This window comes from Nonomuraea sp. NPDC049141, assembly GCF_040648415.1.
GTDB lineage: Bacteria > Actinomycetota > Actinomycetes > Streptosporangiales > Streptosporangiaceae > Nonomuraea.
The window spans coordinates 146,382-158,279 of record NZ_JBEZDR010000001.1 but is presented as its reverse complement, the minus strand read 5'-3'; the positions used below and the strand labels follow the sequence as shown (position 1 = coordinate 158,279).

Sequence of the window (11,898 nt, the reverse complement as noted above, 5' to 3'; positions counted from 1 at the left end):
CAAGGCCGGCAAAGCCGGGCCTTCTCCGAAGCAGGTCGTGGTGCTTGTGTGGAGATGACGTTTCGCCCATCTAAGGAGATCGGCGATGACAGGCACAAAAACGCCCTTCACCCCTGAGACGGCCCCCTGCGGCAAGAAGTCCGCCGGTGAGCGCCTCATCGACGACGACGGTTACGGCCTGGTGATCCGCGACCAGCTCTTCGACTGCGGTTGCCGCAGGATCCGCCACGAGTACCACGACGGCAGCATCCATCTCTCCGCCATCCGCCATGACGGCAAGCGGGTGAAGGACCCGATACAACCCGACCACGGGAGCTGATCGCACATGATCGACGTGCTCATCGTCGGAGGAGGCGGAGCGGGTCTGCGCGCGGCCATCGCGGTCGCCGAGACGGACCCCGAGCTCACGGTGGCGGTCGTGTCGAAGGTCTACCCGATGCGCAGCCACACGGTCTCCGCCGAAGGCGGCGCCGCCGCGGTGATCGGCGTCGGCGACACGCTCGACGAGCACTGCTACGACACGATCTCCGGCGGCGACTGGCTCTGCGACCAGGACGCGGTCGAGGCGTTCGTCCAGGAGGCGCCCCGCGAGCTGATCCAGCTGGAGCACTGGGGCTGCCCGTGGAGCCGCGAGGACGACGGCCGGGTGGCCGTCCGTCCGTTCGGCGGCATGAAGCGGATGCGCACCTGGTACGCGGCCGACAAGACCGGTTTCCACCTTCTCCACACCTTGTTCCAAACAACACTGAAATATCAGGACATCGTGCGGTACGACGAGTGGTACGTCACCAAGCTCATCGTCGACGACGGCCGCGTCCACGGCGTCGTGGCCGTCGAGCTCAGGACCGGTCGCATCGAGACCATCGCCGCCAGGACCGTCATCCTGGCCACCGGCGGGTGCGGCCGGGTCTTCCCCTTCACCACGAACGCGGCGATCAAGACCGGCGACGGCATGGCCCTGGCCTACCGGGCGGGCGCGCCGCTGAAGGACATGGAGTTCGTCCAGTACCACCCGACCGGCCTGCCGTTCACCGGCATCCTCATCACCGAGGCGGCCAGGGCGGAGGGCGGCTGGCTGATCAACAAGGACGGCTACCGCTACCTCCAGGACTACGACCTGGGCAAGCCCACCCCGACGCCCAAGCTCCGCAGCATGGAGCTCGGCCCGCGCGACCGCCTCTCCCAGGCGTTCGTGCACGAGCAGGAGCTGGGCCGCACGGTCGACACCCCGTACGGCCCGGTCGTGTACCTGGACCTGCGCCACCTGGGCGAGGGCAGGATCGACGCCCGCATCCCGTTCGTCCGCGAGCTGTGCAAGAGCTACCAGAACCTCGACCCGGCCACCGACCTCATCCCGGTCCGCCCGGTCGTGCACTACATGATGGGCGGCGTCCACACCGACCTCGACGGCGCGACGCCGATCACCGGGCTGTTCGCCGCCGGAGAGACCGCGTGCGTCAGCATCAACGGGGCCAACCGGCTCGGCTCGAACTCGCTCCCGGAGATCCTCGTCTTCGGCCGGAGGGCGGGCCTGGCCGCCGCGAGCTTCGCGAAGGAGCATCAAGAGAAGAGCGAGCACCAGGCCGTACGTACACAGGGTGATGACGAGCGGCGGCGGCTGGAACGCGTGCGGGACGGATCGGGCAAGGGCGAGCGGATCGCCGACCTGCGCGAGGAGATGCAGCACACGCTGGAGGGCGCGGCCGGGATCTACCGTACGGGCGGTGTGCTCGCCGCGGCCGTCGACACCCTCGCCGAGCTGCGCGAACGTGCGGCGGATGCGCTCGTCGACGACTCCAGCACGACGTTCAACACCGAGCTGATCAACCTGCAGGAACTGCACACCATGCTCGACGTCGCGCAGGCCATCGTCGCCTGCGCGCTCAACCGGAAGGAGTCGCGCGGCGCGCACCAGCGCACCGACTTCTCCGTCAGGGACGACTCGGCCTATCTCGCGCACTCGCTGGTGCACCGCGCGCCCGACGGCACGCCGTCGGTCGGCCTGCTGCCCGTGACGATCACCCGCTGGCCTCCGGGGGAAAGGGTCTATGGACGTGACTGACACCGAAGAGTCCGTACGGCAGGCGGCGGTCACCCGCACGATCCGGCTGGAGATCGCCCGCTACCGGCCGGGGCAGGACAGCGAGCCGGTGTTCCAGGGCTACGACGTGCCGCTGACGACCGACTGGGCCGTGCTCGACGGCCTGAACTACGTCAAGGACCGGCTCGACGGCAGCCTGTCGTTCCGCTGGTCGTGCCGGATGGGCGTCTGCGGCTCGTGCGGCATGACCGTCAACGGCGAGCCCCGGCTGACCTGCGGGACCTTCCTCACCGAGTACGGCGACGGCCCGATCAGCATCGAGCCGCTCAAGGGCTTCCCGGTGATCAGGGACCTGATCGTGGACATCGACGACTTCCTGGCCAAGCTGTCGTCGGTGCGGCCGTGGCTCATCAGGGAGGGCGAGGAACTGCCGCTGACCACGGAGTACGCGCAGACACCCGAGCAGCTCGACGCCTACAAGCAGTACAGCATGTGCATCAACTGCATGCTCTGCTACTCGGCCTGCCCGGTCTACGTGCTCAACCCCGACTTCCTCGGCCCGGCCGCCATCGCGCTGGCCCAGCGCTACAACCTCGACTCCCGGGACATGGGCGACCGGTTCGACGTGCTCAACCTGGAGGACGCGGTCTGGGGCTGCACGTTCGTCGGGGAGTGCACGCGGGCCTGCCCCAAGCACGTGGACCCGGCCGAGGCGATCCAGCGCTACAAGCTGACCGCGGCCCTGCGCTCGGTGCTGCCCTGGAGCAAGCGATGACGAGACCACCGCCCTGGAGGAAGCGATGACGAGCACGTATCGCCCGCCGCGGGACGCGTTCTGGTTCGCCCGTACCCGCAACTACACCCTCTTCGTGCTGCGCGAGCTGACCAGCGTGCTGGTCGCGTGGACGATCGTCTTCCTGCTCCTGCTGGTCGGCGCGCTGCTGGGCGGCACCTTCCAGGACTTCACCGCCCTGGCCGCGCAGCCCTGGATGATCGCCGTCAACGTGGTCGCCCTGCTCGCGACCGCCTTCCACGCCGTCACGTTCCTGAATCTCGCTCCGAAGGCCACGGTGGTGCGGCTCGACGGCTGGCGGGTGCCCGCCTGGATGATCCAGGGCGGCAATCATTCGGCATGGCTGGCGCTGTCCGTCCTGATCGCCTACTTCATCATGAGGTCACCGTGAAGCGGACGATCGAGCCGTACCTGTGGCTGCTCTTCAGCGGCGGGGGAGTGGCCGCAGCCCTGGTGCTGCCCGTGCTGGTCCTGCTGTTCGGCGTGCTCATGCCGCTCGGCGTGATCGACTGGCCGACCGTCGGGCACCTGCGCGCGCTCCTGGACAGCGTCCTGGTACGGCTGGCGCTGCTGGTGGTCATCGTGCTCTGCCTGTTCCACGCGGCGCACCGGATCCGCTTCACCAGTGAGGAGCTGTTCGGCATCGCCAGGTACGACTTGCTCATCGCGGTGCTCTGCTATGGCGGAGCCATCGTGGGCGGCGTTACCGGCGCATTGCTTTTGTTCTAGTTTCATCACATTTCAACAGGGCTCTTTACGTTGGCTTTACTCACCCTCTAAATTCGCGCATTGCACCCTGTGGCAATGCGCCCGGCGATCCCGGGCAGAGAGGGTTATCAGTGCCCAGCAGAAAGCGCCTGTTAGCAGCATTCCCCGCGGTCGCCCTTCTCAGCGCCGCTCTGACCGGTCCCGCCGCCCCTGCCTCCGCCGCCAGGTACGAGCCGGGCGCGTCCGACTTCTACATCAACTACGCGCCGCCCAGCGTCGAGGAGACGCCCGACGAGCCCCTCCTGCCCAACCAGAAGGCCCGCTCGCTCAACCCCGCGCAGAAGGTCGACCGGAAGTTCGTCAGCGGTAACCCGGCCGCCGCCCGAGTGCTCGCGGCCCGCGAGAACGAGGCGATCAGGACCGGGCTCAACCCCGCCGACTTCATCTTCAAGAAGTCCAAGCAGACCCGCGTCGCCAAGCTGCTGACCGTCCTGGTCGAGTTCAACGAGCAGGCCAACGACGACTTCTCCGGCTACAACCGCCTGCGCACGGTCAACAGCGCCCCCGGCGACTGCGTGGTCGAGCCGGCGGGCACGGTCAAGAACGGCCCGCTGCACAACAACATCCCCAACCCCGCGACGTTGCCGCACAAGGACAACAACAGCTTCTGGGTCAAGGACTTCAGCACCTCGCACTTCAACACGATGCTCTACACCGACAAGGGCATCACCGAGCGCGTGCGTCCCGACCTGAAGGACCCGCGCGACGGCCGCGCCGGCATCGACATCTCCGGCTTCACGATGAAGAAGATGTACGAGGAGATGTCCAAGGGCGCCTACTCGGTCACCGGCTCCGCGGTCGGCTGGATCAAGGCGCCGCACTCCGAGGCCTGGTACGGCGCGGCGGCCTGCGGCGGCGCGCCCCAGGACATGACCGGCCACCCGGACAACCCGCTCGGCGCGGGCCAGCTCGCCATCGACACGGTGGACGCGCTCGCCAAGAGCCAGCCGAACTTCCCGTGGGCCGACTACGACGTCGAGGACGTCTCCGACGCCGACGGCGACGGCAACTTCAGCGAGCCCGACGGCGTCATCGACCACCTGGTCCTGGTGCACGGGGGCAAGGACAAGTCGTCCGGCGGCGGCGCCGAGGGCACGTACGCGATCTGGGCGCACTCCAGCGCCGTGGCCGGCGGCTACAAGATCCCCGGCAGCGACAAGAAGATCTCCAACTACATCGTGCAGCCGGAGGACTCCGGCGTCGGCGTCTTCGCCCACGAGTACGGCCACGACCTCGGCCTGCCCGACCTGTACGACACCTCGGGCGCGGCCAGCTCCGCCGTCGACTTCTGGGACCTGATGTCGAGTGGCTCGCACTCCGGGCCGATCTTCCAGTCCATGCCGACCCACATGGGTCTGTGGGACAAATGGGTGCTCGGCTGGGCGAACCCGAAGGTGTTCGAGCCCGGCGACGCCGCCAAGCTGGTCACGGTCGGCCAGTCGTCGCGGACGCCCAAGCTCACCCAGGACGGCGTCCGGGTGAACCTGGCCTCCACGCCCCTGAAGATGGTCGACCCGCACAGCGGCGCCAACGCCTGGTGGACCGGGCTGGACCAGGAATGGGCCAACGTCCACCTGGCCCGTGACGTGGCCGTACCCGCCGGGACCGACCTGCGGTTCTGGATGTGGAACAACTACGAGATCGAGCAGGACTGGGACTTCGGCTTCGTAGAGGTGTCGACCGACGGCGGCGAGACCTGGACCCAGCAGAAGGTCTACGACGAGGCCGGCAACGAGGTCACGACCCCCGACGGCTACCCGGACCCGAACAAGAACCTCAAGACGTTCGGCGACAAGAAGTACGGGCTCACCGGCAACACCGACGGCTGGCGGCACGACTACGTCAACCTGACCGCGTTCGCCGGTAAGACGATCAAGCTGCGGCTCACGTACAACACCGACGCGGCCTTCACCCCGCGCGGCTGGCACGCCGACGACTTCCAGCTCACCAACGGCGGCGCCGCCGTGTGGAGCGACGACGTCGAGGGCGGCGACAACGGCTGGAAGGCCACCGGCGGCACGTTCACCAACACGAGCGGCCAGGGCTGGACGATCAACAACGGCTCGCGCGAGGTGTCCCGGTTCTACCTGGCCGAGTGGCGCAACTTCGACGGCTTCGACAAGGGCCTGCAGTACGCCTACGACACCAACTACTCCCGTGACGGGGCGTGGAAGGTGGAGAAGGTCAAGTACAACGCCCCCGGCCTGCTGGTGTGGTACCGCGACTCGACGTTCACCAACAACTCGATCGCGAACAACCTCAGCCTCCCGCCGAGCATCGGCTCGAAGGGCAGCCTGCTGATCGTGGACTCGCACTTCGACCCGCTGCGCCGCACCGGCACCGCCGCGCAGAAGGACCCGTCGAGGCATAAGAACCTCGACGGCCGTACCCAGACGTCCAACGCGGCGTTCTCCTTCGGCAAGACCTATCCGCTCAAGGAGTGCCTGGAGGCGGCGGACGAGCCGTTCAGCGAGTACTGCACGGACATCCCGGCGCTGAAGGGCGTGCCGAACTTCACCGACGCCAAGACCTGGTACCCAGGTCTGGAGGTGCAGAACGGCAGCCTGTTCTACCGGGACTTCGACGCGTCGACGGTCGTGCCGTCCAAGGGCGACCAGCCCTACAGCACCCGCGTCGTGAACCTCGACGGCACCCCCGCCACCGAGCTCTACGGCACGGACCTGGGTGGCGGCCAGGTGGCCGGCTCCGGTAATCCAGGCGACGAGGGCAAGGCGCTCGGCGTCCAGTTCAAGCTGGTCTCCCCGCTGCCCGGCAATCTGGGCGCCATCGTCCAGGTGATCCCGCCGAAGAAGTGAACAAAAGGGGCCGCCGGTTCACCCGGCGGCCCCATTTGATCGACCACAGGTAGGGCCCTCTGCACCTAACATTGGTGACCATGAGCGAACTGCGTACCAAGGCCGCGCACACGGAGGCGATCCTCCAGGACCGCCGGGTGGCGGTGGTGGTCAACACTCGCTCACGCCGGGGCCGCCGGCACTACTTCGAGGTGATCGACCAGATCCACGCCCTCGGCTTCGAGCCGATGGCCGAGCTGTCGGTCTCCAACCCCAAGCGGCTGCGCAGCCTGCTCGACCAGGCCCTCGAAACCCAGCCCGATCTGCTGATCGTCGGCGGTGGCGACGGCACGTTGTCGTCGGCCGTCCGCCATGTGGCCCACCGTGACGTGGCGCTCGGCGTGCTGCCGCTCGGCACCACCAACAACTTCGCCCGCAGCCTCGGCCTCCCGCTCGACCTGGCCGGGGCGATCGGGGTGTTCGCCACCGGCAAGGTGGCCGACATCGACCTCGGCATGGCCGGTGACCGGCCGTTCGCCAACCTGGCCAGCTTCGGCGTGTCCGTCGAGGTGGCGGGCACGGTCAAGCCGTGGCTCAAGCGCATCCTCGGCCGCCCCGCCTACCCGCTGACCGCGCTCCGCGTTCTGCCCGGCCACCGGCCGTTCCGCGCCTACATCACGGTCGACGGCAAGCGCCACGAGCTGTTCACCCACCAGCTCAACATCGCCAACGGCCGCTTCCACGGCGGCTGGCAGCTGGCCAAGGACGTCAGCATCGACAACGGCATGCTGGTCGCCTACCAGCTCGGCTCGGGCAAGAAGCTGCGGCTGCTCGGCGAGACGCTCGTGCGCGCCACCACCGGCCGCTGGCGCAGCCTGGCGGGCGGGCCGTTCGTGATGGGCAGGGAGATGCTCCTGGAGACCGACCCGCCGATGGCGGCCGACGTCGACGGAGAGGTACGCCTGCTCACCCCGATCCAGCTCCGCGTGGTGCCGAACGGCGTACGCGTCATGGTCCCCGGCGACTTCGACGACCGCTGACCCCCAGCCGGCCGCATTTTCCACACCTACCGCTCCCTCACCGGCACCGCGAGCTCCCCCGGAAGGCCCCGAGCGATCGCGGCTCCCATTCCCCGGAAGGCCCCATCGCGGCTCCCGTTTCCCAGAAGGACCCCAGCCGAAGTACGGCGGGGAGTGCGGAAACATGGGCCAGCGGCATCGCGACCGTCACTCGCCGAGGCGGCGGTACGCGGCGGCCAGCGGATCCCCCAGGTCACGCGGCGGCGGAAAGACGCGCGGCAAGAGGTCGGACGCCACCGCGGCGGAACGGCGTTCGGGCCGGTGGGCGGTGGCACCCGGGGCGTAGAAGTCGGCCAGCCGGTCAGCGAACGGCACATCCCGCACCAGAACCGGCTCCGGCTCCGGCTCCGGCGAGGCCAAGGATCCGAGCAACTGGTCGCGGCTGCGCCCGCGCCAGGCCAGCACCAGGAACGGATCGTCGTCGAACGACTCCGCCAGCAGGTACAGCACCGCCGACAGATGCTTGCACGGCATCCCCCAGTCGGGGCACGAGCACGCCATGTCCAGGTCGCGAGGGAACAGGTCGATGCCCAGCGCGGCGAACAGCTCCTCGATCTCCGTCGGCATCTCCCCGGCCAGCAGCTTGGCCCGGTAGACGGCCTGCGCCGCGATCGCCTCCTCGATGGCGGTCCAGCGCTCCTCGTCGTACGCCTCGATCTCGATCGTGATCTCGTACGGCTTCCGCCGCGAGCCCTGCACCGCCGCCCTCACCACGCCGGAGGCGAGGTCGATCGACAGGACCTGGCCCGCACGGGCGTAGGCGCGGCCCCGAGACAGGCGGCCCTTGTCGCAGACGCGCTCCAGGATGTCGATGAAACGCCGCGACCACCAGGTGGAGCCGATCGAGCCTCGCTGCGTGCGCGCCCGCAGGCCGCCCTCGACCCTGATCGGCTTACCGGCCTCGAACCACGCCATTCAGCTCACCGCCTCGGCGGTCAGGCGGAAGACCTCGCGCAACTCGCCGGTGGACAGGTCGGTCAGCCAGTCCTCGCCGGTGCCGACCACGCGTTCGGCCAGCGACTTCTTGCGTTCGATCATCTCGTCCACGCGTTCCTCCAGCGTGCCCGCGCAGATGAGCTTGCGCACCTGTACGTTCTTGCGCTGGCCGATGCGGAAGGCGCGGTCGGTGGCCTGGTCCTCGACCGCGGGGTTCCACCAGCGGTCCACGTGGATCACATGGTTGGCCGCCGTCAGGTTGAGCCCGACGCCCGCGGCCTTGAGCGACAGCAGGAACAGCATCGGCTCGTCATCATGCTGGAAGCGGTCGACCAGCCGGTCGCGCGTCTTCTTGGGCAGCCCGCCGTGCAGCCAGAGCACCGGCCGGTCGAGCCGTTGGGCGAGATAGGGCTGGAGCATCGTCCCGAACTCGGAGTACTGGGTGAACACCAGCGCCTTCTCACCCTCGGCCACGATCTCCTCCGCGAGCTGCTCCAGCCGGGCCAGCTTGCCCGACCTGCCCGACAGGAGCGAGCCGTCCTTGAGCAGGTGGGCGGGATGGTTGCAGACCTGCTTGAGCTTGGCCATGGCCGCCAGCACCAGGCCGCGGCGCTCGATGCCCTCACTGTCGTCGATCTTGCCCAGCATGTCGTCGACGACGGCCTGGTACAGGCTGGCCTGCTCGGGCGTGAGCAGACACCACTCCTTGACCTCCATCTTCTCCGGCAGATCGGAGATGATGGACTTGTCGGTCTTGACGCGCCGCAGCACGAACGGGCCGGTCGCCCGTTTGAGCGCCTGCATGGCCTGCTCGTCCTGGCGGGCCTCGATCGGCTCCTGGAACCGGGTCCTGAACCGCGATCGCGACCCGAGCAGCCCCGGATTCGCGAACTCCATGATCGACCAGAGCTCGGCGAGATGGTTCTCGACCGGCGTGCCGGTCAGGGCCAGCCTCGTGCCCGTGGGGATCGCCCGGACGGCTTGGGACTGCAGGGTGCCGCTGTTCTTGATCGCCTGGGCCTCGTCGCAGACGACCCGCCGCCACTCGACCCCACGCAGCGTCTCCAGGTCCCGCTGGGCCGTGCCGTACGTGGTGATCACCAGGTCGGCGTCGCCGATCGCCTGGGCGTCGCGGCCACTGCCATGGTGCACGTACACCCGCAGCCCCGGCGCGAACCTGGCCGCCTCCCGTTGCCAGTTGCCCACCAGCGACATCGGGCACACCAGCAGCGTCGGCGTCTCGGACCGCTCGTGGACCAGCAGCGCCAGCGTGGTGACCGTCTTGCCCAGCCCCATGTCGTCGGCCAGCACCCCGCCCAGCCCCAGCTCCGACAGGAAGCTCAGCCAGGCCAGCCCGCGTTCCTGGTACGGCCGGAGCGTCGCGTCCAGGCCGGTTGGCGTGGCCATCGGCTGGAGCCGCCGTTCGGCCTGCCCGGACAGCAGGTCGCCAAGCACGCCGTCGGCGTCGATCTCCAGCAGCGGCAGCTCGTCGTCACCCTGGACCACATGACGCAGCAGCTCGGCCGCGGGCAACTCGCCGCTGCGCTCGCCCCCGACGGCCTTCAGCGCGGCTTTCAACTGGCGGTCGTCGAGCTCCACCCACTGCCCGCGTACCCGCACCAGCGGCACCTTCAGCCGGGCCAGCTCGGCCAGCTCCTCCTCGCTGATCGTCTCCCCGCCGACCGCCAGATCGATCCGGAAATCCACCAGCTCGCGCAGCCCGAACCCCTGAGCGGTGGCCGCGCTCTGCGTCTTGGTACGGGTGGTCAGCTTCAGCCCCAGCCTGGTGCGGCCGGCCCAGCGCGGCAACTGCACCCCGAACCCGGCGGCCTGCAACAGCGGTGCCGCCTGCCGCAGGAACCCGAACGCGCCCGCCGTGTCGAGCTCCAGCCCGGTCGGCTCGGCGACCCGAAGAGCCCGGTCGAGCTCGGGATACAGGCGTACGGCACGGCCCAGCCCGGCCAGCAGCTCACGCTCCGGCCTCCTGGGCAGACCGGTCACCGGCTCACCGCTCCACACCCGGTCGGCGGTCACGTAGAGGCTCGGGTCGTCGGCGGCCTGCAACGCGAGCTCCACCCGCCAGCCCCGACCGCTGTTGACGCTCTCCGCGCGGCTGTCGCTCTCCGCGCGACCGGTGCGGTCAGCACCGTCCGTGTCGTCAGCGCGGCCCATGCCGACGGGAAGGTCGGTCCCTGCAGGGGTGGTCTCGGCACGGTCGGTCTCGGCACGGTCCGTCCCAGTAAGGGCGGTCCCAGTTAGGGCGGTCCCGGCAAGAGTGGTCCCGGCAAGAGTGGTCCCCGCCAGGGCGGCGTCAGCAAGGGCGGTGCTGGCTGGGCGGTCGAGGTCGTCGATGGGCTCGAGCAGTCGGAAGCACACCCGGGCGGCTCCGTCCGCGGCGGTCACGGAAGCCCGCCACTCCTCCAGCTCGCGGCGCAGCTCCGGGTTGTCCGGGCAGGTGTCGTCGTCGCCGGTCAGCGCCGCCAGCCACCGCTCCTGGCCCGTGCGGGGGCTGGTGACGAGCGGCTCGCCGAGCGCCGCCCTGACGAGCGCGTCGGTGAACGCGTCGAGCGCCGCCCCGAGAACCTCCACCGATGGGCGCTCGATCTCGGAAGTACGGCAGGCGGGCGGCATGGCGAGAGCGAGGTCCCGGAAGTAGGCGGCATCAGCCCCGCTCAGCACCGCCCGCCACACAGCGCGCCCACCGGCCGCAGCCTGTGCGGGGTCTTCGCCCCAGGGGATGAGCTGGGGGATGACACGACCCCGCCGTACCAGATCGCGGGCGAACTCGGCGACCACGGCCCAGTGCCGGACGGTGGCGGCCCCGGAGTGTTCGGCGAGCACCTGCAGCGCGTCACCGGTGGCAGGGACGACAGCCGGCACCTGCCACAGATGCAGACGCGGCCGGGCAACCCCGGACAGACGCCCAGCCTCAGGCGAGGCCAGCGGCTCCTTGACAGAACCGGGCAACAGCAACCGCAGGTCACGCACGATGTCCTTGGGGAAGGGCGCGAGGTCATCGGGCGAGGTGGCGGAGGCGGGCGCGAGGTCACCGGGCGTGACGGCGGAGGCGGGCGCGAGGTCGAGCAGGTCGATGAGCGCGGCAACGGAAGCCGCGAACGGGTGCGGGCGTGCGGCTCCAACACCCGTCCCAGCTGGCGGACGGGTGATCGGGGCACCAGCACCCGTCCCGGCGGGCGGACGGCCGATCGGGAGTCCGGCAGGCTGTGGGCGTGCGGCGGCTCCAGCGGCTGGACGGCCGATCGGGAGTCCCACAGGTTGCGGGCGTGCGGCGGCTCCAGCGGTTGCCTCGGCGGCGGCGGGTGTCGCCGAGGCTGAGGCAGAGTGCGGGAGGGCGCCGGCGGTTGTCCCGGTGGCCGCGTGGCTGGTTGGGGCGGCAGGGTGCGGGGTGTCGTCGGTTTCCTCTGCCCAGAAGGCGAGTGCGTCTTCTGCCCAGACCCCGTGAACGACCAGCATCTCGGCAGGGTA

9 protein-coding genes are annotated in these 11,898 nt (G+C 69.6%); 7 read left to right on the top strand and 2 right to left on the bottom strand.

Annotated elements, in window-relative coordinates; genetic code table 11:
• Positions 1-85 precede the first annotated feature (85 nt).
• The 7 genes from AB0B91_RS00745 (at position 86) to AB0B91_RS00715 (ending at position 7,437) form a co-directional block, all read left to right on the top strand.
• The gene (locus AB0B91_RS00745; protein WP_358312740.1) at positions 86-319 is read left to right on the top strand and encodes a hypothetical protein; all 234 of its coding nucleotides are present in this window, start codon (positions 86-88) and stop codon (positions 317-319) included.
• 6 nt (positions 320-325) lie between these two features.
• Positions 326-2,062: a fumarate reductase (quinol) flavoprotein subunit gene (frdA, locus tag AB0B91_RS00740; protein ID WP_358312737.1), complete on the top strand. Its 1,737-nt coding sequence runs from the start codon at positions 326-328 to the stop codon at positions 2,060-2,062.
• On the top strand, positions 2,055-2,816 hold the full coding sequence (gene sdhB, locus AB0B91_RS00735) for a succinate dehydrogenase iron-sulfur subunit (RefSeq protein WP_358312734.1): 762 nt from the start codon (positions 2,055-2,057) through the stop codon (positions 2,814-2,816). The genes frdA and sdhB overlap by 8 nt, the downstream gene beginning before the upstream one ends.
• 25 nt (positions 2,817-2,841) lie before the next feature.
• Entirely contained in the window at positions 2,842-3,225 is a 384-nt protein-coding gene (locus AB0B91_RS00730; protein WP_358312731.1) for a hypothetical protein, read from the top strand.
• The gene (gene frdD / locus AB0B91_RS00725; protein ID WP_358312728.1) at positions 3,222-3,563 is read left to right on the top strand and encodes a fumarate reductase subunit FrdD; all 342 of its coding nucleotides are present in this window, start codon (positions 3,222-3,224) and stop codon (positions 3,561-3,563) included. The genes AB0B91_RS00730 and frdD overlap by 4 nt, the downstream gene beginning before the upstream one ends.
• Positions 3,564-3,673: 110 nt before the next feature.
• On the top strand, positions 3,674-6,418 hold the full coding sequence (locus tag AB0B91_RS00720; protein ID WP_358312725.1) for an immune inhibitor A domain-containing protein: 2,745 nt from the start codon (positions 3,674-3,676) through the stop codon (positions 6,416-6,418).
• An 80-nt stretch (positions 6,419-6,498) separates the two neighbouring features.
• Positions 6,499-7,437, top strand: coding sequence for a diacylglycerol kinase family protein (locus tag AB0B91_RS00715; RefSeq protein ID WP_358312722.1), 939 nt, complete (start codon positions 6,499-6,501; stop codon positions 7,435-7,437).
• Between the two features lie 186 nt (positions 7,438-7,623).
• Here AB0B91_RS00715 and AB0B91_RS00710 read toward each other — a convergent pair whose 3' ends face one another.
• Positions 7,624-8,391 (bottom strand): hypothetical protein, encoded by a 768-nt coding sequence (locus AB0B91_RS00710; protein ID WP_358312719.1) that lies wholly within the window; start codon positions 8,389-8,391, stop codon positions 7,624-7,626.
• On the bottom strand, positions 8,392-11,886 hold the full coding sequence (locus AB0B91_RS00705; RefSeq protein WP_358312689.1) for an SNF2-related protein: 3,495 nt from the start codon (positions 11,884-11,886) through the stop codon (positions 8,392-8,394). It abuts the gene before it with no gap.
• Between the last annotated feature and the right edge of the window lie 12 nt (positions 11,887-11,898).